Annotated in this window: 24 protein-coding genes and 1 tRNA gene; 10 read left to right on the forward strand and 15 right to left on the reverse strand. The window is 57.7% G+C overall.

All coding sequences use genetic code 11. From position 1 onward, the window contains the following. Window positions 1-43 precede the first annotated feature (43 nt). A complete protein-coding gene (locus CR918_RS20990) occupies window positions 44-589 on the reverse strand; it encodes an Imm57 family immunity protein (RefSeq protein WP_108723611.1) in 546 nt (181 codons plus the stop codon). A 725-nt stretch (window positions 590-1,314) separates the two neighbouring features. Here CR918_RS20990 and CR918_RS21055 point away from each other — a divergent pair. Both CR918_RS21055 and CR918_RS11115 read left to right on the forward strand, forming a co-directional pair. After that, complete coding sequence (locus CR918_RS21055; protein WP_133119346.1) at window positions 1,315-1,524, forward strand: hypothetical protein; 210 nt, start codon at window positions 1,315-1,317, stop codon at window positions 1,522-1,524. A gap of 362 nt (window positions 1,525-1,886) precedes the next feature. Then, window positions 1,887-2,147, forward strand: coding sequence for a hypothetical protein (locus tag CR918_RS11115; protein WP_202908367.1), 261 nt, complete (start codon window positions 1,887-1,889; stop codon window positions 2,145-2,147). 22 nt (window positions 2,148-2,169) lie between these two features. Here the strand turns inward: CR918_RS11115 and CR918_RS11120 are convergent, their stop codons facing one another. Further along, on the reverse strand, window positions 2,170-3,714 hold the full coding sequence (locus CR918_RS11120) for a hypothetical protein (RefSeq protein WP_099784662.1): 1,545 nt from the start codon (window positions 3,712-3,714) through the stop codon (window positions 2,170-2,172). 286 nt (window positions 3,715-4,000) lie between these two features. Between CR918_RS11120 and CR918_RS11125 the strand changes: the two genes are divergently transcribed. After that, window positions 4,001-4,411: a hypothetical protein gene (locus CR918_RS11125; protein ID WP_162292033.1), complete on the forward strand. Its 411-nt coding sequence runs from the start codon at window positions 4,001-4,003 to the stop codon at window positions 4,409-4,411. A 374-nt stretch (window positions 4,412-4,785) separates the two neighbouring features. Here the strand turns inward: CR918_RS11125 and CR918_RS11130 are convergent, their stop codons facing one another. The 4 genes from CR918_RS11130 to mobQ all read right to left on the reverse strand — a co-directional run bounded on the left by CR918_RS11130 (window position 4,786) and on the right by mobQ (window position 10,877). After that, complete coding sequence (locus tag CR918_RS11130) at window positions 4,786-6,744, reverse strand: DUF3732 domain-containing protein (protein WP_099842925.1); 1,959 nt, start codon at window positions 6,742-6,744, stop codon at window positions 4,786-4,788. Then, window positions 6,741-7,223 carry a three component ABC system middle component gene (locus CR918_RS11135; protein ID WP_080347496.1) on the reverse strand — a complete coding sequence of 161 codons (483 nt, stop codon included), beginning with the start codon at window positions 7,221-7,223 and terminating at the stop codon, window positions 6,741-6,743. The genes CR918_RS11130 and CR918_RS11135 overlap by 4 nt, the downstream gene beginning before the upstream one ends. Then, the gene (locus tag CR918_RS11140) at window positions 7,220-8,446 is read right to left on the reverse strand and encodes an ABC-three component system protein (protein WP_099842927.1); all 1,227 of its coding nucleotides are present in this window, start codon (window positions 8,444-8,446) and stop codon (window positions 7,220-7,222) included. Before CR918_RS11140 ends, CR918_RS11135 begins: the two co-directional genes overlap by 4 nt. Window positions 8,447-9,293: 847 nt before the next feature. Further along, the gene (mobQ, locus tag CR918_RS11150; RefSeq protein WP_099842931.1) at window positions 9,294-10,877 is read right to left on the reverse strand and encodes a MobQ family relaxase; all 1,584 of its coding nucleotides are present in this window, start codon (window positions 10,875-10,877) and stop codon (window positions 9,294-9,296) included. Between the two features lie 262 nt (window positions 10,878-11,139). On the opposite strand from mobQ, the gene traD reads away from it, so the two are divergent. After that, window positions 11,140-11,472: a conjugal transfer protein TraD gene (gene traD / locus CR918_RS11155; protein WP_099560358.1), complete on the forward strand. Its 333-nt coding sequence runs from the start codon at window positions 11,140-11,142 to the stop codon at window positions 11,470-11,472. A gap of 63 nt (window positions 11,473-11,535) precedes the next feature. Here traD and CR918_RS21060 read toward each other — a convergent pair whose 3' ends face one another. Next, the gene (locus tag CR918_RS21060; protein ID WP_133119688.1) at window positions 11,536-12,825 is read right to left on the reverse strand and encodes a hypothetical protein; all 1,290 of its coding nucleotides are present in this window, start codon (window positions 12,823-12,825) and stop codon (window positions 11,536-11,538) included. Between the two features lie 4 nt (window positions 12,826-12,829). Beyond that, complete coding sequence (locus tag CR918_RS11170) at window positions 12,830-15,073, reverse strand: AAA family ATPase (protein WP_099842935.1); 2,244 nt, start codon at window positions 15,071-15,073, stop codon at window positions 12,830-12,832. Window positions 15,074-15,541: 468 nt separating this feature from the next. Between CR918_RS11170 and CR918_RS11175 the strand changes: the two genes are divergently transcribed. After that, window positions 15,542-16,942, forward strand: a complete 1,401-nt coding sequence (locus CR918_RS11175) for a site-specific integrase (protein ID WP_099842937.1) — start codon at window positions 15,542-15,544, stop codon at window positions 16,940-16,942. A gap of 123 nt (window positions 16,943-17,065) precedes the next feature. Further along, complete coding sequence (locus CR918_RS11180) at window positions 17,066-17,434, forward strand: H-NS histone family protein (protein WP_099486571.1); 369 nt, start codon at window positions 17,066-17,068, stop codon at window positions 17,432-17,434. Window positions 17,435-17,551: 117 nt separating this feature from the next. Here CR918_RS11180 and CR918_RS11185 read toward each other — a convergent pair whose 3' ends face one another. From CR918_RS11185 to CR918_RS11200, 4 genes are all read right to left on the reverse strand, one after another. Beyond that, entirely contained in the window at window positions 17,552-19,303 is a 1,752-nt protein-coding gene (locus CR918_RS11185; RefSeq protein WP_099842939.1) for a hypothetical protein, read from the reverse strand. A 99-nt stretch (window positions 19,304-19,402) separates the two neighbouring features. Then, entirely contained in the window at window positions 19,403-20,368 is a 966-nt protein-coding gene (locus CR918_RS11190) for a hypothetical protein (protein WP_241900409.1), read from the reverse strand. 172 nt (window positions 20,369-20,540) lie between these two features. Then, window positions 20,541-21,593 (reverse strand): CHAT domain-containing protein, encoded by a 1,053-nt coding sequence (locus tag CR918_RS11195; RefSeq protein WP_099842941.1) that lies wholly within the window; start codon window positions 21,591-21,593, stop codon window positions 20,541-20,543. A 112-nt stretch (window positions 21,594-21,705) separates the two neighbouring features. Then, window positions 21,706-22,044, reverse strand: coding sequence for a helix-turn-helix domain-containing protein (locus CR918_RS11200; protein WP_099560350.1), 339 nt, complete (start codon window positions 22,042-22,044; stop codon window positions 21,706-21,708). A gap of 113 nt (window positions 22,045-22,157) precedes the next feature. On the opposite strand from CR918_RS11200, the gene CR918_RS11205 reads away from it, so the two are divergent. The 4 genes from CR918_RS11205 to CR918_RS11225 all read left to right on the forward strand — a co-directional run bounded on the left by CR918_RS11205 (window position 22,158) and on the right by CR918_RS11225 (window position 24,409). Further along, the gene (locus CR918_RS11205) at window positions 22,158-22,907 is read left to right on the forward strand and encodes a hypothetical protein (protein WP_099842943.1); all 750 of its coding nucleotides are present in this window, start codon (window positions 22,158-22,160) and stop codon (window positions 22,905-22,907) included. A gap of 31 nt (window positions 22,908-22,938) precedes the next feature. Next, complete coding sequence (locus tag CR918_RS11210) at window positions 22,939-23,259, forward strand: hypothetical protein (protein ID WP_099842945.1); 321 nt, start codon at window positions 22,939-22,941, stop codon at window positions 23,257-23,259. A 7-nt stretch (window positions 23,260-23,266) separates the two neighbouring features. Beyond that, window positions 23,267-23,731 (forward strand): ABC transporter permease, encoded by a 465-nt coding sequence (locus CR918_RS11215; protein ID WP_099842947.1) that lies wholly within the window; start codon window positions 23,267-23,269, stop codon window positions 23,729-23,731. 339 nt (window positions 23,732-24,070) lie between these two features. Further along, complete coding sequence (locus CR918_RS11225; RefSeq protein WP_099842949.1) at window positions 24,071-24,409, forward strand: helix-turn-helix domain-containing protein; 339 nt, start codon at window positions 24,071-24,073, stop codon at window positions 24,407-24,409. Window positions 24,410-24,433: 24 nt separating this feature from the next. Here the strand turns inward: CR918_RS11225 and CR918_RS11230 are convergent, their stop codons facing one another. The 3 genes from CR918_RS11230 to CR918_RS11240 form a co-directional block, all read right to left on the reverse strand. Continuing rightward, the gene (locus tag CR918_RS11230) at window positions 24,434-24,811 is read right to left on the reverse strand and encodes a type II toxin-antitoxin system RelE/ParE family toxin (protein WP_099842951.1); all 378 of its coding nucleotides are present in this window, start codon (window positions 24,809-24,811) and stop codon (window positions 24,434-24,436) included. 109 nt (window positions 24,812-24,920) lie between these two features. Then, window positions 24,921-26,384: a site-specific integrase gene (locus tag CR918_RS11235; protein ID WP_165780901.1), complete on the reverse strand. Its 1,464-nt coding sequence runs from the start codon at window positions 26,382-26,384 to the stop codon at window positions 24,921-24,923. 84 nt (window positions 26,385-26,468) lie between these two features. Next, window positions 26,469-26,558 (reverse strand) — tRNA-Ser (locus tag CR918_RS11240). Between the last annotated feature and the right edge of the window lie 8 nt (window positions 26,559-26,566).

Genomic DNA, 26,566 nt, shown 5'->3' on the forward strand with positions numbered 1-26,566 from the left:
CGCGGACGCCCTGCTTCAATTCTCCATGGAACGCATGGGCGGATCAGACGCCGTCACAGCCAGCACCGGCCTTGGCCAGTCCGGCGACTTCACGCAGCGATTTCTGGATGTCCGCGACTGAACTGCAGATGTTCTCAGGCGCCACGTCGAAGCTCACACCGCCAGCCCGTCGCTTGAAGGCAGAAAATTCGGACAGGCATTGCCCTGCCAGACGCTTGGCATCCAGCTTCGCCGCAGCCTGAACGATTGAATATCCCTGCGCGGCGACGTAGCACTTGTAGTCCTCAGAAAATGCTCCGTCCATGCGAAAACGTGTCAATCCTGCAAGGTGCCGGGGCGCGGCTGGACTTCTACTGCCGCCGATCAAGGCAAGACCCAGCTCGGCACCATCAGCCCCTGCACAGGCATAGGGGACCTGGGAGCACAGTGACATGCTTCCAGAACTCTTGTGTACGGCCAAGGAGGCGAGAATGGAGTGCTCGGCCATTTCCATGTCTGCTTCAAGTTTCTCTGCCAGCGGCCGGGCTGATGCTGGAGATGCGAAGGAAGCACAGAGCACAAGGCACGAGATGAGTGCAGCGATCTTCATTGGCTTACCAGAAGCGAGGAAGAGCCCACAGAGTACTCCCTGGTTCAATGCGGATCTGCGAGAGAAGAAGACTCGCGGGAACTTTTGGTTGCGGCACCGCCATCGCTGAGCGCGCGGGGCGAAGCCTACCGAGGCATCAAGAGTACTTCCTGAAGCAGTTGGCCTTGTCACTCTTGGCCTGTCACCGCAGCCGGGCCCGGGGCCCACTTACGAAGCTTCTTACAGGTAGATTGCGCCATTCGGTGGAATATTCGCCACCTCTTGTCACATCTAACGCAGATGCGTATCAGCACGGCGCCCCCTACTTTTCGGCGCCGAAGCAGTGCGCCGATGATGGCCTCGGCCTGGCACCCGTTTTGGCCAGAAATGACGCCGCTTTCCGATATTGAGTCCACCCTCTGGGATGCTGCATGCATGCGTCATGCTCTGCGTGGCGGACTCAGGTCCAGAACAATATGTGTGGAGTACAGTGATGCACATGAGATCGATCCTGTTTACGGCCATCCTGGCGGCGACTGCCACTGCCACTGCCACTGCCACTGCCTGCTCGGGACAACCTTCCACAAGCCGGAGCGCAGCATCATCGGCGGCAGAAGGACCTGCGTCGTCGCCCAGTCAATCGGGCCAAACCCCGGCCGAGAACACGCCGCAACGCTCAATTGCCGGCAGTCCATCGGGCTTCAAGGCGAATGCAGTTGCACAGCGGATATGCACCGGAGACTGCAATGAAGCCGCCCCCCTTGCAAGCAGGATCACAAGAAGAAGCTGAGTGGCTGATCCGCCACAAGTATCCTTCACAAGCTGAGCTCGAGCACCTGCGTTCAGAGTCGCTCGACGTACTGCAACTGAAGGCGTCTGCGGGTGACACCACTGCAGCCGCGGTACTGGGGAAACGGCCTGCTTTAGAAGGGATTCGCAGGCGACCAAGTACCTGATCCACGCCCTCAAGGTTAGGCGTATTGCAGGCCATGGGTGTCCATTCAAGAGCACCCAGTCTGCCGGAGTTGAATGACACGAGCAGGTGCGAAAGTGCCATCGAGATCGAGATTCTGCCTGGGCCCTGCCCGCGGCATCCCCGCCATAAGAAAAGTCCCTTCAAAGACAGGGGCCTTTCATGGTTCTGGCGGGCCATGCGGGATAGCGATGAGAACTATATCTACTCCATAGCCCTCTATAACCCTCCAAAATAAGCCTAGCGTGATGGTCTTTGGGTCAACGCGGGGCATAGACATTGCTCAGCGTTCCCTCTGTGTTCTGATCCCAGGATCACACAGGAGTCCTGATTGGAGCGATCACGATGCGCCGCGTTCAACAGCCGATGGAGCAGCAGCAACGGAGCAAGAACACCACGCTCATCGTTCTCGCCGCGTTCAAGCGGGGCGAGGACGGCGACCTGAGGCCAGCATTCGAAGCGCAGCAGATGCCGAGCAAGGATGATGCCGTCGCCCGGGCAAAGCTGATGTCGCGGGGCTATGCCGGCGTCATCGCATGGAAGATGCCGGCCAACCCGGACGAGGGCGAATTCGGCGAGCCCGAAGTGCTATGGCAGCACGGCTAAGTGCCCGGTCTGGAATAGAGCCCTACCGCTGGAAGTAGCTGTCGCCGCCTTGGAGCCATTCCTTCGAAACACACTTCCCGGCAATCCTGTCGATGAATGCCTTGGTCGCCGCACCTGTTGCCTTCGACGCATCGCCGGTCACTCGCCCGCCAAAGATTTGAAGCAAGCCGCGTTCGTAGAGATGGTCGCAGCCGAACACGCAGAGCGGCATGACGATATGCGGGTCGAGACGTTCGCGCTCGTTGCAGAGGGATCGCTTCTTCTTGTGCGCCGTGACGAGGGAGGCGACGTCGTGCTCCTCACCGCAGATGGCGCAGAGGTGCGTCTTGCGGCCTTCGAAGAGGTATTTGGACAGGATCGATTGTTCGCGGCGGTGCGTGCTCTGCACGTCGGCATCCGTGCTGCCGATTGCGCCGATTCTCTGGAGGCGCGCCGCGAAGCGGGAATAGCGGTCGTCGTCGGTGAGCGCGTCGTCCACGGGCTGGCGCTCCAACGGCCGGGGTCGGCCAACGAGGCTGTAGACGAACTGCTTGCGTCCGGCGGACCGGTCGACGTTCACCAACGCGTTCGCGCCGATCGTCTTCGTGAACAGAGGGATGCCGTATCCGAGCGACACAAGATGCGCGCGTACCGTGACGAAATCGGACGGGCCGTTCTCGTCGAGGAAGTCGACGATGTCGGTCTCGATATCTGTCAGCTCGGTGGTCTCGCCCTCGAATCTGGCCATGCGCTTGCCGCACTGGAAGAATTTTGAGCCGCGGATGTATTGCTCGATGGCTGCTTGGTCCGGATAGGACAGGTTTGTCGAACGACGGCGCAGCGCATTGGCGAGTGTCGCTGCGAGGCGGGAGATCTCGACCTTGTCGAAGACGGAGAAGACCTTCTCGGACATGTTGACGAGGACGTTCTCGCGATCCTCGAAGCAGTAGCGCGTGATGCCGCCCGATTCGCCGACCCAAGCCTCGGGATGGAGGCGGATGACTGCAAGCAGCGTCTTGAGCTCGACATCGATTTGCGAGAGATGCGCGACGTCCGCCAAGCCGACGAGGCCCGGGATGCGCCGCGTCTCCTTGACCGCGGCCTTGAGGAGCTTGACGCTCTCGCCGTCGAGGATCAGATAGTCCTCGACCTCGTCGAGCTTGGAACGGGTCAGGGAAGTGATGCGGCCGTCGTAGAGGCCGTACTCGGTGCACAGGCCAAGGCCCTGCATCATGTTCAGCACGCCCAGGATGTTAGCGTCCTCGTCGGCCCAGCCTTCGTCGACCAGAAGTTTCGCGAGATCGGAGGCGAACCAGATGCCGAAGGCCGAGATCCGTTCGGCGCAGGCGCGCAGCTCAGGCAGGTCCTCGGCACCGACACGATCGCGGTAGTTCGCAGCGATAATCTGACGGGTGCGTTCGCGGGTGATGCCGCCGAAATGCTGACCGGTCTCCTCGAGCGTCGGCCAGGTCGACGAGCCGAAGCCGTTGAAGAAGGCCACGACGTCGATGTTGCGGGTCTTGGTCTCGCCTTCCGGGATGGCGGAATCGAGATGGGTGAGGAGCTCCTCTTCGAGCGTAACCGTCAACGAGTGTCCCTCAAATTCATATCCACAGATTAGGCTAAGTCAGAAGCAAGTGCGGCACCATATCGTACTGAAGCCGTCCCAGCCCTAACAAGCAAAAACCCTAAGCGGTTTCTGGGCAGCACGTTCAGCTTAGCTTGACGGCATTACTTAGGATGTAGTCATCGGTAGGCAGACAAGCGACGGGTCTATGCGACCGATCCGTTCTAGCGGAAGCCGCGTGGAATTTGTGCCGTCAGTTTGCCAACTGCCCATGTTGCTCAAGAAGCCGCATTAGGACAGCATTGGTATGCGTAAAGTTCGAGAGCTGACCCTGAAGCTGGTACGCCCACTTCTCGCCATGGAAAAGATTGTTTCGGAATCGCCAGACAATCATCATCACCGTGAGGAGCCGATCGCGCTGATCGGCGTTGCTTCCATCGAGGACCGACTGGACGATACCGGGCTGGTCTGCGGGGCGCAGATGGAGGTGCGGAAAGTGGTGCGTGAAGCCGCCGTTGACGTAATAGCGCTGCTGAAAATAGGCCAGCTCGGCGCCATATTGGTCGGCACCGAGCGTGTCCGTTCCTCAGACGGCCGCTATCGCCTCTCATTCCTAGTGCTGGAGGACGGTGTCGGCTTTTCAGGGGTATCCGTCCGAGGCGTCAATGTGATGTTCCTCGGGTCGATGAGGAGTTTCAGATCGCAGGCCGTCGCCTGATCCACTCCATATTCTTCAAGGTCGTCGACCTCTGGTCTAACATCGAGCGCTTCGAATCACGAACAGTCCATCGAGATCATCATCGCTGTAGACGCTGATGTGTCGGGCTGTAGCACAAAAACGGCGGTGATCGACGGTGCGTATTCTACTTGGTGACGTTGCGGCCATCGGAGGTGATCGGCGGCAATATTGCGCTGTAGAGGGCAATCGGCGGGGGCTGGCGGAGAGAGTGGGATCGGATCACCTTCGACCCAACCCCTTCAAACCGTTGCAGAAAGCCTGCCGGGCAGGTTTCCTTTCGAAGTTTCCTTGATCATAGCTGGTCAAGTATCCCCACATCCAGTGCCTGAACAGGACACCTTCTGCCAGGGCTGTCAGGCATCCTTGCGCACAGGCCAATCGAGAGGGATCAGCGCCTCCTTTGACTTCCTGGTCCAACGCTCCCGAGTAGCCTCCCTATACCTCGCGTCATCAGCAAAATAGGCATGCTCGATCAGGAGCACTTGGAGACCGCTGCGGAGTTTCGTCTCTCGAAAAAGGAAATCGATATGCTGCCTCATCGCCTGAGTATCCTCATCTTCTACGCCAGCCCCGATTTCACTGACGTCATAATCATCACCTTTGGCAGGGAAATAGGGGCGGCTAACCTGATCCAGAACTAACAATCCCGGCACGGGTGAATTTACCAGTTCAAAGTAGCGATGAAGAGCGAAGCACAGTGCGATGTGAATAGCCAAGTAATTCTGATCAGATCCCACATCAGACATACGGAGGACCGCGTTGCTACCACCCTCGATCATCACTACATCTGGACCTCGCGATAGAAACTCTAGTTCAGCTCCAACACACGGGGCGACGGTAGGCAACTGTTTTAGCGCTTCTGATGCAAACCCGGATACCTTGCGTTCCGCGATCTGCAGTCGAACGTTCCTAGCGTCCCTGTTCGCAAGTGCCTCAAGCTCATCAATCTCTGCTCTTAAAGCCTCTAAGTCCACCCCCAACCTTGGCGACTCATCAACAATATTCTCGACAAAGTAAGAGATTCGCCCCTTTAGATGGCTGTGAAGCTGCGCCAGGCTGGTGAGCTCGCGCGCTCTTTCACTTTGACCTAGCCAACCTTCAATGCGGCTATCTATGCGCCGAAGCTCATTGTTTAAGCGCTGCGCTTCGCTATCCAACTCAGTATCGACCTCAAGCAACTGAGGCTTGACACGGTCGGCAACCATGCTCTCATTGCGCACCTTGAACAAAGCTGATTGCAATGCAGCTGCCACTTCCCGACCTCGATCCGACGGGCTATCACACACTGGGCAGACATGTGAAACATCGCTCAACTTTAAGTGATCAACAAGCATTAACTTCTCATGTTGCTGCTTCACCGCCCCCTGGTAGCCGGAAGACTCTCTGATCGCCGACTTGGTCGCTCTGGATCTTCTTCTCACAACTTCTAGCTGTGCAAGAACTTGACGACGAGATGCATGCAGCACGGAAAGCTCGTCGTCGGAAGGCTGCTCTCCTTCGATCATACGCCCGCTCAGAATTTCCCGCAGGGCTTGCAAGACCTCCTGCTCTTCGGAGAAGGACGCACCGGCGCGCACGAGTCCAATCTGTCTAGCCTCTGTTAGTAGTCCGAGCGCACGATTCATCATTAAGCTATCGGAGGATGCCTTCGCCTGCTCCCTTGCCTCTGCAATCTCCAGACCTCTTTGCAACTGACGCAAACGACGCTCCGCGAGAATGCTCTCCTCGTCGGTTGCTCGCAGAAAGTAAGGCAAGGTTGCAACAATGTCTTTAGCTTTCTCCAGTTTTTCCAAGCCGTGGAGCAACACCGTCTCGCTGTCGATGACCTCTTTGGTTAGGAAAAGATAGGGCGTGACTTGACGAACACTCGCGCGCCCCTTCGACACAAAATCAGTAGCCGGACTATCTGTGTCGCCGATGCCAAAAGCTCGCTCTAAAAAAGCCTTAGCTGCGGAGACCGTGCTACTGCCCTCAAAGCGATCTACGCTCGAGGGAATTTCCAAATCTCGCCCTTTGGAAACAAACATCCTTCCGCTGGTTTGTTGTCCAACCGGCGGAATGATTCGTCCGACGATGATTTGCTCATCACCCTTTGCCCATCGCACGCCTACCGCGAGCGCTCTGCGACGCACATGCGCCGGCAGTTCGCACTTGCTGGATCCTAGGCAGTAATCGATGGCCTTGATAAGAGCCGACTTTCCGGTCCCAGAAGCACCCGTAATGATGTTCACTTGGTCCGGCTTTAGAGTCACTATGCGGCGCTGACCTTCGACGCCCAGGAAGAAGATGTCAAGCACATTCCAGCGCTTCATACAGTAAGCCCCATCATATCAAATGTCGTCCGTGCCGAACCTGCCATTGCGAACCAGTAGCCAAGTCGCTCTGAACTCCTGATCACCGAAGCAGGCCCTGCGCTCAGTCCATTTACAGCGCTTTTTTTTAGCTTCTTTGGACCTAACTTCAATCGCCCATCTTGCAAAGTCAGAACCTTCATGAAACAACTGAAACGGACCGCTTCCGTAACGACTGCGATTGATCCGTTTAGTCGATCAACCAATTCAATCTGCACCTCGGGCCGCCTCGTCAACCACTCGAGCAGGCCAGTATTTTTGTTTGTCCCTTCAAATGTCTGAGACAAGTCACCTGATAACGCGATGGGAAGTGCGAGGTAACAAAGGGGAAGTTCTGGCCCATCGGCATTGAAAGATTCAAAAGCTTCGATAAACCGATTCAATGCATAGGCACAGAATGCGGGATTCGACTCAGCGAACACGTCATAAGTGCCTCTCACACGTCATCCTCCAGACGGTGGATGTAGTCTGGATGCCACCCTACCCTCTTATCCACCGCTAGCACCTGGTAGCTGCCCCTCACGTAGAACACAGCGCTCCACTTTGCCGCAATTGCCTCAACGGCTCCCGGGGCATCCTCATGCGTCCAACGCAGCAAGGCCAAGCCTTTTGTGCATTTTTCAGACTCACCAGAAAACTGACAGTCCTCAGTCATTTGTTCGTGTCGATTCGACCACTCTTCGCAAAGGTGTTCATCGTGTCGATTGATAGTGGAAGCCATAGCGGGATTATCCTCAACCCACTTGGAGCGTTGAGCGCGGGCACGCCATTCTTCCACGGTCGCCTTGTTCTCGTCTGTCTTACTGCCGCACACAAGGCGGATCTGTCGAAGAAGCATCGAATCAGGCTCGTGCGAAGGCGGAGGCTTGGCTCCTGAGAAGTCTGCATGAAGCAAACCAGACTCAATCTCCCCGATGATCGACGAGATTTGAGCTTGGACTTCCAACTTGGCAATGGCTCTATCGCGCTGACCGCACAGCGAATAAATGACTTCTCTGTCCCACCATGCGACGAGCCTGGACGCCACGAGCGCCCGCTGCTCGGATGGCAACAACTTCAAACTCTTAGCAATTTCACTCTCAATCAGCGCGATATTGGGCGAATTAGGGTGAATTCTTATCCTTCTCACTAGCGCTTCGCGACCAAGCGCGGGCAGATTTAAGAGGGCCTCACACCCGTCAGCACGGTCAGCGTATGGCAAATCCTTCTTCGCAGCCTTGGCTTCTGCACGCTTTTCAACAACACGAGTGGCCTCGGCGACCAGCGCGTCGATGAGCTCCCCCCGGTCAGATCCTTCCTGTAAAAGTGCTAGGAGAGGGCTTCCTGCTGGGACATGCCCAACTGCGACAAGATGCAGAACTGTTTCCGCAATGGATAGCTTCGGCAGCGTATCGATCCACGCCTTGAGCGTCTTCCAAAGCGCTCGTGAAGCCAGAGTGATTGGGGCAGGTGTGGCGCTCAACGAGTGCTTCAACTGAAGAAGCAGCGTCTGCTTATCCGCAACTACCTCTACATCGTCCAGTCGCTCGATAGCTACAGCGGCATTGTCCGAGTCCAACTCGAGCAATGTCTTTAGAGCAAACAACGATTGGTAATAGAAGCCCAGCGCAGATGCCTCAGCTGAGTGTAAACCCGATTGACCTGAATCGCTTTCCGTGGACATGGGCGCCCCCTGCACTCACACACGCTTAACATATTTGCGATTACTCAGAAAATCAACCTAACAATTCCGACAGCCCCTCCACTCAGGGGACAAGAGACCGAAGCGCGCTAGATCTCGCCCATGTGCCCAGACACTCCGACATCCAGGTCAGGACGCGGCAGCCAAACGGAAGACGCGGTGCCGGATAGCCTTCTGGAGACCGATCATGGTAGGCAAATCTGGCCTTCCCCCTCTCTCAGCTCCTCCCTGAAATGGCAGTCCTCAGCGCTTTCGGAGCGTGGGGAGATCCAGACTACGGCCGTCGCTGACAGCAGAGTGCAGACTCGCCCCTCTTCGCATATTCCTAAGCTTTCGCAGGAGTTACCGATTGCATGAAGAAACTAAGATTCATTTCTGTGAGTAGGGCCTCGGTCTCTACCCTTGCTTTTGAGGCGATCCACGCTTTGATGATTGCACCATCAACGCTAAGAGGACCAACTATGCTGTCCCACCCACAGTTCCAAATCGCCAGCCAACTGCTTATCGGGCTCATGTCCCAGAGCCCCTCTCGCCAATTGAGCGATCGCGTCGACGACGTGAGACATGCCTTGGACGTGTCCGCCGAACTGATTCGACAGTGGGAGGAGGACAAGCCACGGCGTGGCAAGTTCACACCCCCAACGCCGGTCCCCCAAACGCGCACACGTGAAGCCGTGGTAGACCGCACGTTCATCCCCACAGAGGAGTGGCGGCGCAATCGCGCCAAGAAGAGCACCGCACCTTCGGTGTCGCGGCACTCGGGGCCTTCTGTTCACTGAAGGATGCCACCTGAAACGAGAGGAGCCCCGCTAAGCGGGGCTCATTGCGTTTAGTGCAACCGGGGGCGCCGCAGGCGCAGGCCCAGCTGGGGCGCGTGGACCGCGACCGTCGCCTCCTGGATAGTCTGCAACGCTTCTGTTGCTGGCTCGGCGGGACCAGAGCAACGCGCCAAGACCGCCCGGCTCGCAGCTTCCAGGCACTCAGCCCGTAACCGCAGCTCTTCGGCCACGATCGCCTCTTGCTCCGGGGTTGCGGCAGCTTGGGCTGCGGCCAACTCAGCAGACCGCTGCTCCAGAGCTGCCAACCGGCGGCCGCGGCGTCTGGCCCACTCACGAGCCGTCCAAGACACACCGGGCTCCGGGTGGTTCGCCACGAAGTCGTCCCACGCCTGCTCGGCCATGTGGCGCAACCGGATTGAACGACGCACAGCCTTAAGGCGCTTCGGGAAACGGACCAACGCTGCGGCGAACCTCTTCAAGCCGATTAGCAGCCCGTTGAGCGCAGAACGATGCTCCTTGCACTCTTCGGGAACCACTTCTCCGCTCGCCAGTGCATTGACCAACCTCAGCGTGGAATGGAGCGCATGGACGACCAATTGATCCCTGAGCAGTTCACCTTGGCGGACCAGCTCAATCCGAATTGCCTCAACAGACGGGCCTTCGCTTGTCACATCCTCGTCGCTGCCGTCTAAGCGCCTCTGGTCAATGGCTTTACCCAATCCCTTTGAGACGACGATCTGGCCATCGGAGAAGGCAAGCGACTGATTGATGCTCGATCGCTTCGCCTCCTGTTGGGCCCGCGCTTCATCGTGCCCCTCTGGAACCTGCATGGCCCGGCCTTCCTGTTCAAACGTTGCTAGCAGTTCATCCGAGGCATCCCCGTTGGCCTTTTGAATGGACCTGTTCCTCTCCCCTAGCTCTGAGTGCTCCCCTCGGCGTTCGATGGCCGACGCGTCCTTCCCCAAGTGTCGCGTGGGAGCCCTCGATAGCACCGCAGCGGCCACGAGGTCGCCGCGTGCCAGCGCGTCGTCTGCCTGGGCCTTCAGACTGCGGTGATCCACGCGAACGTCCAGGTTCGCAGCTTCCAGATGCGCATTCGTCGTCGCGGCCACCAGTTCCCGGATCCACTCGACCTCGGCCCGGCCCGCAGGGCCTCCGTCGAGCTCTCGGGTTTTGTCCAGGAAGCCGTCAGGGCCAAGCCGACGGGTGGTTGCGAGGATGTGGACATGCCAGTTCATGCCGCCTTTGCTGCCGGGACTGTGGATGCTGGCTTGTGCGGCAAAACCGTAACGATCTACCAACGCCCGCGCCACGGCGAGGGCAAGAGACGATCGCTGGTCATCGTCAAGCTCGTGGGGCAGCGCGAACTCGAACTCCCTCGCGATAGTAGAGTCCTTGCGACGCTCCGCCGCCTCTGCTTCCGTCCAGAGTGCGGCAGGCACCAGGGCCCAGTCGGGCGCATGGTCAGGGATGATGCAGCGTGTTTCGACCACGCCATCTCGCCGGCGGTAGTCGTGACGTTGCCCGGTGCGCGTGTCTTCGAGAAGAAGCCCAGCGCGGTAAGCGGCAGCGGCAATGGATGAGTGGCCTTTGGCTCGACTGAAAGTTTTGACGTTGGCGTGGTAGATGGCCATGCAGCTCCAAAGCAGTGGATGTGGCTTTGTTTATGCCGTGGCTTTGGATTTTCGCAAGCGCTGGAGGCGATTGGGGTTCAAGGGGCGAAGCCCTTTGCGCACGCGTTCCGCAGGAACGCCTAGGTGCGCTCTTGCTCCTTTCTTTCAAGCTCTGATTTTCAGACCGTGTCGATCTTGAAGAAGCAGATCATTTACAAGTGCTCAAGAACTTGACGCGAGCCATTTCTTTGTTTGACTCGTAAACACGCCCAGGAGAAATGCAATGACCGAGCCAACGCACTATCATCTTAGAATCCAAAGAGCCACAGAGCGGTTGGCGCAGCTGCAAGCCAGGGAGCTTCTGTCGAGTCAGCGACAAGCTGCAAGGGCAAAAGCAACTCAGCGACGGGAAGAGGCCAAGCGACGATTGCGACTGGCAGACCTCGTGTTCATGGCCGGCGCAGAAACGCTGGACGATAGGGAACTTCTTGGTGCCCTATTGAGTTATGTGGAAAACCGCAGCAACCAGGATCTATGCAACCAAGCATGTTCGCGCGGCACCGCGCGACTCGCGATGCTCTCGGCCGCGATGGAGGGACGCGCAACCAAGCATTGACCAGAGCCACCCAAATGAATGTGACGGGCTCGAACGCTGGGGCCTGACGAAGGCAACCCTGCTTTAGATGCTTTCCTGACTGACGGGAGCCTCACTGCTCTCATCATCAAAATTCTCTATGGCGCCCGGCATGCTGGCATAGCCGTTGAGGTATCTTTCGTAGGGACCGGTGTAACCAATCTCCCTAAAGACCACCTGCGACAACAGCTCACGGACAAACAATATTCTGGGCCAAGCATCTTGTCCTTTGCCACCCCCACTGTGGACAAGAGCATTTCGGAGCCTGCATAGATCCACGAACGCTTCGTCTGTGAATACGGTTGGTGGAAGCTGATAATGATCGCGCAGGGAAGACAGCTTATAGGAAAGAGGCCGTCCATTTGCCAATTCAATCCGCTGCGTCAAAACGGCTTTCTCTGCTGGATCGAAACCAGCCTCATCAATGATCGAGACAAGCCTTTTACGAACAGGGCGATATTTCTCCTTCTCCATCAGCGTTGTTTTTGCTTTAGGGACTACACGCTCACAGAGCGTCTCTACCGCGGTCATCGACATCAAGAATCGAGCCTCATGAAAAGGCGTGTCGACGTGAAGCCAGCCCACCACGGTCCACAATGCGTCCTTGAAGGCCGCCCCCTGTTCAAACCTCTTCACTAGGGCTTCCACGAATGGGCCACGATTCATGAAGTGAATTGGCGAGAGACTTCCACCGAAGCCCTCCCCTTCAAAGTAGGTGCACTCCCAGCGATCTCCACGGTAAACCTCCAACAGAGGCGTTTGAAGCCGCTTTCCACTAGCAAAAGCTAACCCTTGGTGTAAGAAGGTCAACATTTCGTCGGCTCGCTGAGACCAATCGGCAAGGTTGGTTGCTTGGTCCGCGTATATCGCCGCGAATCCAGATGCGTCATCCCGACCTACGCCTTTTACACCTCCACGCACCTCGATCTTACCCAAACTGCTTTCGACGGGCCGAACTGGCATTGACTTGAAACCGCGAAACCATAGTCTTGTGGCGGGAAAATTTGAAGGTCTTTTCGCTTTGCGAGAGAGCTTGGCGGAACGGGCAGAGATTGATACTTGGCAGCCACCTGAACCGGTGTGAATCCCACTCACGTCTACCGAATCTGAAAAGAACACCTCTCCCGAATGACCATTTCCCTCAAGCGTCAAGCTTTCGCCAGCCGATCCAGGCTCCCCCATAGCCGAATGAAGATCCAGTGCCAACTCGAGTGGAGGCGACAGAAGCTCAATTTTCAGCCGAAGGTCCAGGCCGAGGACCGCCTGGAACGTTACATCAAACGTCCTGCCACTAAGTGCAAGACGGCCTTGAAACACTAGGACCTCGTCTTCCATATGCTTAGGCCTCCTGTGCAAGCCCTTGGACCGCATCAGCTCCCATGTTGGCAGCGTAGTGTTCTGGGAAGCCCGCAGCACCAAAGACGGCCTTGAACTTATCGAAGTAGTAGTTCAAGTCGTAGTGATTGAAATCCATCACGGTGATGTTGATGCCATCCCTGTGAGAACCCCTGTCCAGGAAGCGCGCCAACGGCGTAAAGGACCCATCGGCGGCAGCAACCTTCTTCAGAGCTTCTTTGAACTTCCCTTCTTGGTGGGTGAACCAGAAAAAGTGCTCGAGGATGCATCGCATGGCATTGGGAACCATGATCGCCGGCGTATTGGAATCGCGTGCATCTCGAAGAACCTGCCACAATGCCTGGTAGTCGTTCATCATCTCCGACGCCCTCATTGGGACCACCTTCGTATGTTCTGACTTCACCACACGGAGCAGTTGGCAGCGCTTATCCTGGTTCGCCAACTCTGGACCCACTGTCTGCCGGAGCATTTCATGTAGGAAGAAGAGGTTGTGGGTCAGCACCATCACCTGACGCAATCGCGGCACGCCCTCGGGCGGCTTGATGAGTTCTTCTTGGATGATGGAAGCAATGTCGAACACGAAGTTGTGCGACAGACTGGAAATCGGGTCATCGATGACGGCAATCGTTCTACCTAGGTCCACCGGACCTGAACCTGCCTCGTCAGAGCCCTTCAGGCGCTCGAGGAAGTAGAGGAACGAGATGAGTGTCTTCTCGCCCTCACTGAGCGAAGTCATGTCGCCCTCTGCCTGCCCAGGACGGCTCAAGCAATATAGGTGCCCCTCTCCTTTACTTGAGATGGAGTAGGAGGTGACACCCATGCCCGCAAGACGCGCATTGATCTTTTCGACTGCTGCCCCCACACCTGTTTGGAGCTGACCCAGCTCCTTAAGGCGCTCGGTGATGTCGCCCAAGCTCTTTTCAATGGCGGTCTTCTCGGCACGTTCTGCCGTCAGGGCCTCCACCAATGGGGCCTTGCTCGCTTTATACGCTTCGTAGACAGGAGCTCGCTCGCGACGCATCACCTGCCAAAACATCGTTCGGACACGCCCTTTTTCAGCTGCGCGATCAGCGATTCTCGCGTTGAATTCGGTGATTCGCTTGTTGATGGCGCCAATGGCGCCCGTCATCGGCTCAATGTCGCTTGTCGCAACGTCATAAGGCTCTGCTGGCTTGTCGACCTTGGATTTCATCAAAGCACTGTTCGCCTTGAGCCGTGCCAGCAACAGTTCCCAGGCCTGAGACATGGCCGCATCTTTCTGGGCAAAAGGGTGCTTAAAGGCCTGGGCCACAGACACCTCTATCTGTCCGACAGTCGCTTCATAGCGTTCAGCAAGCAACTTTACCTGGTCGACGCGGGCTTGCCTGTCCCCATCAAGAAGCTTGGCCAGATCCTCCGCGAAATTCTCCGGCAACTTCTGCTGGCAGAAGGGGCAGTCCTCTCCGTGTGGAATGTCGCGCCCCTGCCCGACCCAGTCGCTGTTCCCCCACTTCTCGATCAAAGGGGCCAGCCTACTAGCGGAAGAGACCACAATCCTCTCGGCCCAGATCGAATGCGACTCGATTACCGCCAGACCTGAAAGGTCAACCGAAACCCTTGCCTGAGCAGTTTCGATGCTGGTTGCGTCGGCCAGGCGCTCTTGTAGACGATCCAAGCCATCGAGCTCGACATCGTCGGCCACAGCGTACTTGTCGAGTTCTTCGAAGAACTTCTTCCGGTCGCTGTGCCACCCGTTCAACAGGTCGCGAAACGGGGGCTTATTGTAGTCACTGTGGGCCTTCCACGCCCCTGTTATGGCTGCTTCCTGGACTTTCTTGCCGGCCTCAATCGACTGCTCGATCTTCTTCTTGACCGCTTCAAGCTGAGACTCAAGGGCTTCAGCCTCGACCTTCCTTCCTTCGATCTCAGCCTGGGCTTCAGCGTCCAAGGCACCTATGGTAAAGATGCCAGGAACCCCTTCTGCCGTCCGGATCACCTTGTCTACGAACCGCTGGTTGTAGACAAGCACTCGATATGCAGCGTCGTTGGAGGTGTGCATCTGGCAGTGAGAGAACTTCTCATCGCCGCCGCTCACCCCCTGAATGACCTCGCCGATGGCACTCTTTCCTGCCCCGTTAGTTCCATACAGGAACACTGGCTTTGGAGGCGTTCCAGGCTCAAAACTGATGGGTAGAGCAACAGTAGGATGGAAGCTCTTGTATCGATGAATCGACAGACCGGTAATCAAGGTGCCCCCTTGGCAGCTCGCTCACAGACGAAGCCCACACTGATTCTAATGATGGGACCAAAGGTCAGGCATCCCTAACCGAGCCCTTAGGTTTGGCCAGGGTCTACTGGCAACAAGAAGCTGTCCTCAAGAACAAACCTGCTGACAGGCCACCCATTCAAACTAACATGTCCGCATGCCATTTACCATTCGTTCAGCATGGCATAACAGCTTTGAAGCACCGATTGCTAGGCAATTAACTGCAAACAGTACGGAATTGACTGCGATGAATCGAAGAGAATTTAGAGGGAAACCCTTATTTTAAAGGGTTTGGCACGGATAACGGATCCAATCATTTCCCTGAGCCAACCTCGTCAGCAACGCAACGCCTAGGGTGGTTACGCGGCGTGCAAATTTTTGTATCAACCCGGTTGACGAATTTGCGGCCTGTTTTATCCGTACTTCCATCCCCCAGATGGAAGTGAACCAATGACCGCTCTACCCTCCGCAGCACTCACCGACTACATCGCATCGCCCTTCGGCACCCTGCATTTGGAAGGCATCCACATCGGTCGCTTCCGCATCGACCGAGCCACCATCCAAGGCCGCGAGGCGGCTATCAATCTCCAGGAATGCATCTTGGCTGCCTTGGACGAGACCGGCCGCAGGAACACCCTAAAAAGCGGCACCCGCTATCCCCAGCAACTGCCGATGGGGACACCAGCTCGTCCCTTGGCCAAAGAGATCGATGATCACCTCGCGGACATGCGCCGCCGGCAGCTGGATCCCAAGACCGTGCTCGCCACCGAGCGCACCCTGAAGCTTCTCCTGCTGACCTGCGGCAACATTTCGGCCTGCCGCGTAGATTACAAACACATCCAAGAGTTGTGGCAGCTGCTGCGCTGGGCTCCGAAAAACCTGTTGTCGGATCCCTTGCTGAAACGCCTCAGCTTCGAAGACGCGATCACCTTGGGCAAAGAGCAAGACGTGCCGCCCTTGGCTCCGGCCACCGAAGAGCGCCATCGGCGCTTCTTGGTCGCCTTCTTCAACCACCTGGTCAACGGGCAAGCCATCGCGTCCTCGCCCATGAAGGCCTTCCGCAAACCAAAAGAAGATCACGCCATCGATCCCGACAAGGCCATCCGCCTGTTCGAGGACGGAGACCTGCAGGCCATCTTCGACCCGGCAGCCTTCATCCCTTGGGCGAGAAAGCCGCAGCACTGGTGGGCACCGATGATTGGCCTCTACACGGGCGCTCGCGTCAACGAAGTGTGCCAGCTGAAGCTGACCGACATCCTCCAGGAGCGCGGCATCTGGTGCATCGCCTTCCAAAAGACCATCGATGAAGACCTCGCCGCGGATCCGAAGCGCCAACGGCGTAGCCGGCAAAGCATGAAGGGAGCCGGGTGCATGCGCATCGTCCCCATCGCCAAGCCCCTATTGGACGCCGGTTTCCTCGAGTTCGTCGAAGACATGAAGGCCACTGGCCACCCGCGGCTGTTCCCCCTCCTCTCTGCCGGCGTGAACCGGAAGACCGGAGAGACCAACGCCCGCTACAGCCAGCAATTCGTGGTGGATTTCGGCCGCTACTTGAAGAGCCTTGGGTTCGCCAAAGGGATCGGGTTCCATGCCTTCCGCCACACCCTGGCGACCGAGCTTGATGTGAACGATGTTCCGGAGAGGGAGATTGCGCTGGTCACCGGCCACAGCACCGATCCCCGCGATCGGGTCCAGGTGCTGCGCAAGCACTACCTCCACAAGAAACCACAGGTGACCCGGAGTAAGCAGATCAGCGCCTTGGAGCTGTATCGGCCCAACGTGGAATTGCCACGTTACCAGCGTGAGCAGTTCGCGGAACAATTGGGTGATCCGAGCAAGTTCTATCCATGAGGCCAGAAGGTGTTGCCCAGGCCCCAACCAAGTTGTGAAGGTCGGCCTGGGCTCGTCAGGGAGCGTTCGCATCGAATTCCATTTGGAATTACGCTAAAGACCTCAACGCTCGGATCAAAAAAGATGACCATCGATGTCAGCGGCTTGTCGGCCAAAGAACTCAAGACCCTGATCGCTCAGGCAGAAAAGCAGCAAACCAAGGTGCTAACCCGACCCAAGGCTGCGGCTATGCGAGCCAAGATCAACCAATACGTCAAAGACCACGGTTACACGATTGAGGAGCTCTATGGAGCGGTTTCAACGGCCTCTTCCGATACCTCCAAGAAGCGGACCGGCCGCAAGCCCGCGAAGACGGCCGGCAGTAAGGTGGCTCCTAAATACCGCAATCCGGCCAACCCTAGCGAAACCTGGTCCGGCCGTGGCCGCCAACCGAGGTGGCTTGCTGCGCTGATCCAGAAGGGCAAGTCGCCCAGCGATTTTCTCATCGAATGAGCCCTTGCTCGATAGACTAGAGTTACGTGACCGCGCGAACCCGATTGAGCACCAGTGCCAGGGAAGGCGACGAGCTAGTGCTCAGGCATTCTCCGGAGCCCAGGGAGGCCATGCGCATTAGCGCTTATACCTATCAACTTTTTGAACGAAGGAGCGAAGGTAGGTCATCGCTTGCCTGAGTTCCGCATCAAGCAACGTCATTGGGCGCTTGGAGGGAACACCCCGCTCGATGCAGATCATGAGCTGCTGGGCGTAGTCCCTGTCCCCACCCACGTAATCAGGCGAATTGATGACACTGAGCCGCTTCCTGAGAGCTTTAGTCAAGCGGATGACAGCCGCTATGCCGCTTCCTCGAAGCTTTGCCAGGAAGTCCTCCGGTGGCGGTGCGGAACTGAACACAGGCGTGGTGTCTGTATCGGGCGCCACGCCTTTCCCGCTGAGAATCCAGGAAAGTGCACCTGTGCTCGCCACTTCCTTTGCATGTTGTCGGGCGACCTCTACGATCTCGTCACACTTAGCGATAACTTCCTTTTCTTCGGCATTGTAGTCGGCCGGCCAAACTTCATAACCATCGCAATCGATGAGGTCAGGTGCGTTCAGATAGTAATCCAGGCGCCGCAGCACCGCTTGGGTCCACTCTTCTTGCGTCTCGACGAACACCCCTTTGAAGCTGAGAAAATAGAGGCTTCGATAGATGCTGAAGATCCGAGACAGCTTGACCATTTGACCATTCTGACCGCCCGTTACCAGTTCGGCCTGGGCGGAACTGATGGCCGCCTGCACTTCTTCGTCCGTAGCAGAGGCGTAGTCTCCGATGATCGCGAGGGGATCATAAGGCCGAACCTCCGGGAGCAACCCAAACTGAGCTGCGAGAATTTGGTAGTCGACGGCCGCCGATCCACGCATGTGATCGATGAACTCTTGCGACGCTGGCCAACTGTGGACAGCCGCGCTTAGTCCAAGTTGCTCCAACGTGGATGAGAGGGAGGATGTCTCATCTTCCGTGGCCTGCCCCTTCTCCTTCATCACGTCGTGAAGGGCAAGCATGATGCCCACCTGATCGGTCGAGAAGACCTTCCTGACCAACTCGCGGCCATTGGCATCACGGGCGAGGGCAACTGTCCAGAAGAACACTGCGCTGGGCAGGGAACTCTTGAAAAATTGATCTATTGAGTCCTGCGGAAGCGCTTCGGCCAATCTTTTCATCTCGCCGATCACCGTCCTGACTGTTCGCAAGTTGGTGACACGAGCACTCTCGATGAGGCTAGTGATGTGCTCGACTCCTCCTCCAAGAACCTGACGCGACCTGTCGTCCGAAAAGCCATTAATGGTCAGTTTACAAAACTCCGGCAGATCAGGCTCCATATGGATGGTAGCTCCAACAATTCGCTCCTTATACTTCCCAAAATCATCGAAACTCTCTCCAGCGCGAACTTCGTCAGCGATGAGGACACAATGAACACCACTGCGGTCAATGAGATTGACGACAAAGCCGAAGATGATGCTGAAGGGACCTGCAAAACGTTCGATATCGTCGATGCAAACCACAGTCTTTTCACGGGTCAGCTCCGCGCGCCAAGTAATGTCTTTTGGCTCAATTTTTGCCACGCGAAGCAATGCTTTTCCGAGCACAGATCCCACTTCTGCAACGACACCGGGGACTGCCAGGGTTATTGATGCCTGGAGCAAAGTCCGTTCGAGATCCTCCAGCGTCTCGAGCCCCGCCGCGGAAATGGTGATCGGCGAACGCTCTGACAGTCGCAAGGCGTAGCGTTCCCATTGGTAAGACTTCCCAACCCCCCAGTCCCCGGAAATCAGCACAGCGTAGCCTGGCTGAGGCGCTCGCAGGTAGTTGTCCAGTTGTTGCATAAGAAAGCCCCTTTCATCGAAAAGTGTCCTAATGCAATGCTGCCGACCGATCAACGCTTCTGGCAAGGCCAGAACTACAGCCTGTCCCCCGCCCCGGCATCAGACCCACTCTGTGAAATCCAACACGTTAGCCAAGCGAAGAACCGTGGCATTTTTGCCTAAGGACTTCCCCCAGAATAGCTCGCGCTCAGCCTGCTCCCCTGCACCCTGCCACTCAACAACGCGAATTCTTTCCGGGGAGCGCCGCTCAAGCAGTTCGTTGAGGTGAGTGTCCAGCCCTGAATAGCCGAACAAGATGACCTCTTCAGATTCAGCCAGGGCCAGCTCCAAGTGGTTCCAATAGCTCTGCAATAAGGGAGAGGCCGCAATCACGGTGGGTTTATGCTTGACGTGCGTAAGCACGATATGCGAGCCCACAACATCCCCAGCCTCTCTCAACTCTGCCTGCGCCAGCTTTCGGGTAACGCCACCCTGGTCTACGAAAAGCGGCGAGCCGTGAAGATGAAGGTAGTATCCGAAAGTTCTCCCCTGTCTACGTTCCAAGTTCTCGCAAGCGAAGCCAGCGGTCAGCATCCCATCTACCAATGCGCCACCGTAGCCTCTCAGGACGTAGGCTTCGATCATTCGCTGATATAGCAGATTGTCGTAGTTGAGGGTCGCGACGTGAGAATGCGTATCGTGAAGGAAAGCGGCCAGCGGCTGCGCGAACTCCATCGGAAGAACGACTTCACGTTGATGGAACTGGAGGGCCGTCTGATAAAGAAACTTACGCACAGCGGCAGGGAACTGCTGTCCGTGCAAACTAAGCCAATGCGCTCCGCCTTGGCTCATCCTATCCAGAAAATCACACGACGACACGACCAACTGAAGCGCATCCAAGTCGTCCTCCCCATGGGGCCGCTCCGTGTCGCCATCGTCTACTAGACAACAGCGCACCAGCGCCCGGGTCTCCGGATCAAAGATGCCCTCACCCTCCCATGCCCGTCCAATCGCGCCATCAAGCGAGAACAGATTGGGATCGAGTGCCATTCCCAGCCCGTTTCCAAAAATCAGTGTCTTCCTCACGTCCTTGTCCTCACGTAGCAGCAGGTCATGCCCCTATCGGCCTGGGAGTTGGGTTCTTAAGCCATGCGCCCACGCGGCACTGCCCAAAGTTGAAGAACAGCGCTGACTATCCCCCAGGCGGCCAAGGAGAATTCCTAAAACTGGCACGGACAAAATAGCGGGTAACCTCGCTCTATCCTTCTGGCCGGACAAGAAATACGCCTGAAAGATCAACCCCTGGCGCAGCGAACAGCTCAGGCGTCCGCGCTTCATTGATTCCCTCCAGCATGAGGGCCGCCTTGGCTTGGTTAAAGGCCATCGCTACAGAAAGCCCAAATCCTACTGCGGAATAGAACTGCGCGGCAAAGACGCGAGCCGCCTGATCGCCGATGGCTGTGTTCATTCCAATCGCGCAGGGCACGTGCTCTACGATTGCGGCCGCTTGGCTGTGGGAAAAACAGGTATTGAAGAACACGAGCTGAATGTCGCCGGATGCAGCCATCATGGTCTGCACGATGGCTTCTTTACTAATCAGCTTCGTTCGGCCGGCGCTGTCTTGGAACAAAATTTCATCATCTTCAGACCCGTGACCACTGAAGTGCACAACACCCGGCTTGCATTCATTGATGGCCTGAAGCACATCCAGCGGTTGAACCGCCCACCTAGATTCCAGCCTCACGACGTCGCGGTGCTCAGACTTCCGCACCATCTCGTGGATGGACCTAGCCTCCTCGTCTAGCCGGAGCGGCTGTTGATCGATGGGATTGGAGGCAAGGAAAAGCACCGTAAGACGCTCGGGAAGCTCCTGCAAACGCCTTAACGTGTCCGCCGTGGTTCGATGGAGCTGGTCGTGCTGAGTTAGACGACCTTGAACTCGCGAGAGCTCTGCGACTTGGGACGCACGTTCACGCTTTTGCATAGCCGCCCGCTTTCTCTCGTCCTGCTGCAGCACGGTCGTGAGCTGCCTATTAGCATCACTAAGCTTCACTTGCTCCCGCGCCAGTTTGGATTCCAGGTCAGCGACTTTCTTTTCAAGGGCTACCGCGCTCGCCTCATACCGCTGGGCCTCTTTAAGCTTGGCCATCTTCGTAGGCAACGACTTCGTCCGTGCCGCCGCGGCCGAGGCATCCAGAGCCTTCTTTCGCTCAGCCGCCGCTTTGCCTACTTCGCGCGACTTCTCAGTTTGTAGCCGCGCAATGGTCTTTTGCACCACCTCCACTGAGCGCCGTCGCAGATCTACCGACATCGCCTACTCCTGTTTGAATTGAGTCTAGAGACGGGTCTGGGTCTACAAGCCACCGAATGGGGCTGACTTTGTCAGCCACGTGTATCACGCCTTGAGACGAAGCCAGCTTGGACTACCTATCGCTCGGATCGGCGATCTCACGCAGGCGCTTAAGAGCTTCCTTCTGCTTGGACACGGGTAGCTTTGATACCAACAGGATCACCTCTGCAATGAGGTCAGATGTGGCGTGAAAGTAGGCCACAGGAAGACCGAGCGCTTTCGCCAGAGCCTCTGAAGTGGCCGGGTCAGGATCGTGCTGTCCTGTTTCGTAGCGGCTCACCCTCGTCGCTCCCGAGACGGAGTCGACCATCCCAATTCGCTCGGCGAGCTGCGCTTGCGTCCAGCCCTTCGCGACCCGCGCACTGCGCAGGCGCTTGCCATAGACCGTCGCGGGCGTCTTGGGTTGCGGCATCCGGGATCTTGCACCACAGCTGAACTCCCTCCAAGTCTGACGGTTGGAACCGGATTGCACATCTGCGATTATCGTAAATGCCACCACGCCGGTGGTCTACAGGGGGCTTACCCATGCAGCACGCACGACAAGGAGCCGTCGCGCTCCTCGCACTGGCCATCGCCAGCTTCCCCGCCTTGGCCCAAGCACCCGCTGAGACGAAGCCCGGCTTCTTCCGGCAGTTGGGAAAGAGTCTGAAAGACGCCGGTCAGCAAGCGCTTGGAGCCAGGCCAGCAGCCAGCAGCGCGTCCACCTCCGGTCCGCTTTACACCCCGATCAGTGGTGCTGGCCGCATCACCGGGCTGTTCAAGAACGAGAACCACCAGGCCGCCCAGCAGGGCCGTCTCGATTGGCCGCGGGTCGCGCTGACCTTCCGCGAATGGGGCGCCTCTCTGCCTTGCTGGACCGTCGAAGCCCGGATCTGGACCAGCGCCACCGCCTCCACCACCGAGAACTTCCGGGCATGCGCGGACGCCCCGTTGACCATCCGGGACGACCTGGGCGAAGAAGCGGAGCTCAACAGCAATGCTCGAGGCAAGGCCACCACCGACGTGATGGTCGGCCTGAGGGTGAGGGCAGGAAAGCCGAACACGGGCGACGACCGGACCACTGGCCCCACCCCACCCCGCGAGCCCTTCAACGTGCGCACGACCCGCGACGGTGTGGCGTGGCAAGCCCGAAAAGTGGCCCTGAGCGCCGCTTGGGTGTCCGGCTTCTTGCGAGCTGATGACCTGTATCCCGGCCCCTCGGGAATGCTCACGCCATTCCGCGACACCCGCATGTGGATCGCCGGGTTTGATCCGGCCGGCAATCGCGACAAGTAAGACGCCAATCCTCAACAAGGAAGAGACCCTCATGAACACGATCAGGAACATCGCTTTCAGCTTGACCGCTGCTTTGGCGCTGACGGCCTGCGGCAGCAAACCCTCCGACGAGCAGGCGAAGAAGGCCATCACTGCCGAGTTTGAACGGGTGCTGGGAAGCCAGGTCTGGGTGAAGGAATACCGAGATTTCAGCCTCAGGGGCTGCAAGAAATCAGAAACGGCCGAGGGAGTGATTTGCGACGTGGGAGGCTCGGTCGTCCTCGACTTCGGCGGCGTCGCCCAAGCCAGGCCGTTCGTTCAGCCGGTGCGCTTTTCAAAGGCCTCCGGCGAGTGGACCGCCCACAAGCTCTGAGGCCACTATGACCACGCATTCTTACGCTCATGTCGGTTGCGCGACGGTCCTGCTGGGAGGCGCCGGCCTGTTGCTCGTAGCCGGTGGGCTTGAGGCCCTGGAGCAGCAGGGGGCCCCGCTGGGCTGGCTCGCCATCGCGGGCGGCTTGGCCATCTGGGCCATCCTAGGCCTTCTCTACTGGATCAACGCCCGGGCTTACCGGCGCCAAGAGGAGGCCCAAGGCCAATCGTACGCCCCCTCCGCACCCCAGCGCGGCGGGTTCTGGAAAGGGTTCTTCGTGACCTGGGTCATCGTGGCGGCTGCCCATCTGGCCTCTTTTCTGGGCATGGGCTTCGCTGACCTGCTGCCACATCCTGAGCAAGCCCGGGCGATCTTCAGCCTGCTCGTCCTGGCGTTGGCGCCGGCACACGTGGTGGTGCCGGCCTTGGGTGGAGTGGTCTACACCCTGGTCCGATCGACGTCGTCGCCGTAGCCTGGTTTCGGGCTGCTCCGGCTTCCCATCGGACCTTTCGGATGCGTCGTCGGGCCATTTATGGTCCGACGCGCAAGCCGGAAGGCGGCACCGCGGCATCCGGCCGAGGCCCGTGTGGCTCAGGCGTGGGACAAGGGATTTGCGTGGTAGCAGTGGAGGGCCCTGACGGTGCTCAGCCTGATGGGCGCGTTATGGGTCTTTGGGCTGCTGAATTGGCTGCCGATGGTGCTACTCGTATTGTGGTCCCAGCTTACCTCTTGATCATCGGAGAGAGCGCTTGACATCCCAATCGAGCAGCTCCAATATACACAAACTTGTAAAAACCTTGGAGCCTTCAAGATGACACAGCTCGTTTACGACAACATCTTTGACGTAGCAGTCGATGACGAAGCGGAGTCGGCCGACTTGAAGTTCAGGGCTGAACTCATACTGGCTTTGCGGGCGTATTGTGATGGTCGTGGCTGGACGAGAAAGGATATCGCGGGTCTGCTGGCCGTTCCCCAATCGCGTGTCAGCGAGATGATGACGGGAAAGCTCCATCTGGTTTCAACTGACAGATTGATATCTTACGCTTCAAAACTTGGATTTGCTTTGCATGCGTCGTATAAGAAGCCATCGGGATCCAAGAGCGGCACAATCAAGATCGATGTTGAGTTGGACGAGTTAGAGATCGCTTAAAATAAGTGACTACCACGTGGGGGCTTAGCCCCCACGACGCTTTTTCTTTTCCTCTTTCTGCGCCTCACGAACTTCGGCCATCATCCCCTTATGACGTAGCTCGGCCGTTTCCATGTTTGCTTTGTCTGATTGGTTTGTAGTTTTTGTAAAGGCGTGAAGGATATAAACGGTATTGAGATACTTGGCGCAGTAGATGACCCTATAGGCGGGACTACCATTCTCGATAAGTTCGATGGCACCTACCCCTACACTGGCACTCACATCTTTTATTGCCGAAAACGGCTTTTGGCCATTCTGCACTGCCGTCAGGTCCGCACCAAATTGGACCTTAATTGCTTGGGGCAGGTCTTCGTATGCTCTCTTCGCACCGGCATTTGCAAACTTGAAAATTAGTTTTGGCATTTACCTTTTCCTTTCTGGAGTATTCAGCCAACCTCTTCGGGGGGCGCTATAAACCCGCAAGAAATCCTCAAAGACGCCTTCGAAGTGGCAGCGAACTTCACCAAGCGGTTTAAAGTCGATAATCTACAACACTCAGTCCGGGGCTGTGCTGCCCTACCCCCGACAGTTTTTCGCAGACACTGAATAACCGGCTGTAAGTCGCGTGATGCTCGTCATCGAGCTCATGCCCCACGATCTGCGCCCTGAGCTCAGAGACCACTCCAGCCCCCTGCAGCTCCTGGATAAACGTCTTCCTGAGCGAATGGAACCCGCGCTTGGCTGGCTCCCAATTCTTCCCGACCTCAGCCAAGTGTCGACTAAACGCTTTGGTGATCCAGTTGCCCTGTCCGTTCACGGCGGTGGCTTTGGCCGCCGGGAACAGCCTGGTTTCACCGGCTTTACGCTTGACATCGACCCAATCCAGGAAGCCCATCTTGAGGAGCTCAGGATGGAGCGGGACCGTCCGAAGGCTGACCTCGGTTTTCACTTTCTGGTGCTCGCCTTCGTCGGAGATACGGAGGCACGGAATGCCGTCCTCCTCGAACACGTCTCGGACCAGCAACTGGCCGACCTCTGACGCCCTCGCCCCCGTATAGAGCCCAAGGAGGGAGGCCCAGCGGGCCGCCTCGGACAGCTTGGCGAGCGCCTCGGGGGCAAACAGGGCTTGGATCTGGGCTCTGTCGTAGGCCTTGAACCCCAGCTTCTTCCGCGCCCGCTTCTCGCGCTGGGAGTAGCTGACATGGCCAGAGGCAGGATTGTCGCCCTTCGGGTAGTGGCCAGACGCCATGGCCCACTCGAAAAAGCCTCCCCGCCCGCCGATGTAGCTCTGCTTGTTAGTGAGCGTTGGCGTGGAAGCGCCCTTCTCGCGCATGTCCTGATACCACCGCGCCAGATCGGACCTGGTGATGGCGTGAACCTTTGCCTTCGGCCCCAGGTAGGCCACCAATGCCTCAATAGCCGTCTTCTTGATCGTGTAGGTCTTGGGCAGGGTCGAACCCTTGAGCGTCGCCAAGAATGCATCCCGAGCCTTGCCCAGCGTCATCGTCTCAATGGCAGGCGTGGAGGCCTGACTTTTGTGGCTGCCGGCGTCTGCAGAGCCGAACAAAGACGGCACGGCTCTAGCGAGGGATTGGGAAAACCCTCCCGCAGTTGCTTCAAGCTCCATCAATTGCCGATACAGCTTGAGGTCCTTGGGGCTGTCGATTTGCCACCGCTCCGTCACCGTCCCATCCGGTTGACGCGTGCGGTCCAACGTCAGTTCACGGAGGTTCTCGGCGCTCGTCAGGCGAGCGATGAGCAGATCGGCTTCCTGCTTGCTGAGCTTGTCCACGCGTTGATCCTTCAACTGTGCGAAGAGCCGAGCATAGCCCGCTCCAAGCACGACTGCACGCACGTGCGCCTGGGCGAGATCGTGGGTCTTGAGGGTGCGCTTGATGAGCCGGCAATCGAGCACGGCTTGCAAATCAGTAGGAACGCGCTGGACGAACGACCAGCGGCCGGTGGATGACCGGCTCAAATGATGGGGGATGCGCATGCGAGTGTTTCCTCTGCATGCTTCCTGCTTTCCAATCCGACCTAATCGATGATTTCAATTAAAAATCAACGAGTTAGGGTCTTTTGGCGGAGAGAGTGGGATTCGAACCCACGGAAGGTTTAACCCTTCGCCGGTTTTCAAGACCGGTGCCTTAAACCGCTCGGCCATCTCTCCGTATCGGC

Origin of the sequence: Stenotrophomonas indicatrix, assembly GCF_002750975.1 — a bacterium.
In the GTDB taxonomy this organism is placed as follows: Bacteria; Pseudomonadota; Gammaproteobacteria; order Xanthomonadales; family Xanthomonadaceae; genus Stenotrophomonas; species Stenotrophomonas indicatrix.

Coding starts and splice junctions, on each gene's coding strand:
- CR918_RS20990 (WP_108723611.1), bottom strand. CDS start 589: ATGAAGATCGCTGCACTCATCTCGTGCCTTGTGCTCTGTGCTTCCTTC.
- CR918_RS21055 (WP_133119346.1), top strand. CDS start 1,315: ATGAAGCCGCCCCCCTTGCAAGCAGGATCACAAGAAGAAGCTGAGTGG.
- CR918_RS11115 (WP_202908367.1), top strand. CDS start 1,887: ATGCGCCGCGTTCAACAGCCGATGGAGCAGCAGCAACGGAGCAAGAAC.
- CR918_RS11125 (WP_162292033.1), top strand. CDS start 4,001: ATGCGTAAAGTTCGAGAGCTGACCCTGAAGCTGGTACGCCCACTTCTC.
- CR918_RS11130 (WP_099842925.1), bottom strand. CDS start 6,744: ATGAAGCGCTGGAATGTGCTTGACATCTTCTTCCTGGGCGTCGAAGGT.
- CR918_RS11140 (WP_099842927.1), bottom strand. CDS start 8,446: ATGTCCACGGAAAGCGATTCAGGTCAATCGGGTTTACACTCAGCTGAG.
- mobQ (WP_099842931.1), bottom strand. CDS start 10,877: ATGGCCATCTACCACGCCAACGTCAAAACTTTCAGTCGAGCCAAAGGC.
- traD (WP_099560358.1), top strand. CDS start 11,140: ATGACCGAGCCAACGCACTATCATCTTAGAATCCAAAGAGCCACAGAG.
- CR918_RS21060 (WP_133119688.1), bottom strand. CDS start 12,825: ATGGAAGACGAGGTCCTAGTGTTTCAAGGCCGTCTTGCACTTAGTGGC.
- CR918_RS11175 (WP_099842937.1), top strand. CDS start 15,542: ATGACCGCTCTACCCTCCGCAGCACTCACCGACTACATCGCATCGCCC.
- CR918_RS11180 (WP_099486571.1), top strand. CDS start 17,066: ATGACCATCGATGTCAGCGGCTTGTCGGCCAAAGAACTCAAGACCCTG.
- CR918_RS11185 (WP_099842939.1), bottom strand. CDS start 19,303: ATGCAACAACTGGACAACTACCTGCGAGCGCCTCAGCCAGGCTACGCT.
- CR918_RS11195 (WP_099842941.1), bottom strand. CDS start 21,593: ATGTCGGTAGATCTGCGACGGCGCTCAGTGGAGGTGGTGCAAAAGACC.
- CR918_RS11200 (WP_099560350.1), bottom strand. CDS start 22,044: ATGCCGCAACCCAAGACGCCCGCGACGGTCTATGGCAAGCGCCTGCGC.
- CR918_RS11205 (WP_099842943.1), top strand. CDS start 22,158: ATGCAGCACGCACGACAAGGAGCCGTCGCGCTCCTCGCACTGGCCATC.
- CR918_RS11210 (WP_099842945.1), top strand. CDS start 22,939: ATGAACACGATCAGGAACATCGCTTTCAGCTTGACCGCTGCTTTGGCG.
- CR918_RS11215 (WP_099842947.1), top strand. CDS start 23,267: ATGACCACGCATTCTTACGCTCATGTCGGTTGCGCGACGGTCCTGCTG.
- CR918_RS11225 (WP_099842949.1), top strand. CDS start 24,071: ATGACACAGCTCGTTTACGACAACATCTTTGACGTAGCAGTCGATGAC.
- CR918_RS11230 (WP_099842951.1), bottom strand. CDS start 24,811: ATGCCAAAACTAATTTTCAAGTTTGCAAATGCCGGTGCGAAGAGAGCA.
- CR918_RS11235 (WP_165780901.1), bottom strand. CDS start 26,384: ATGCGCATCCCCCATCATTTGAGCCGGTCATCCACCGGCCGCTGGTCG.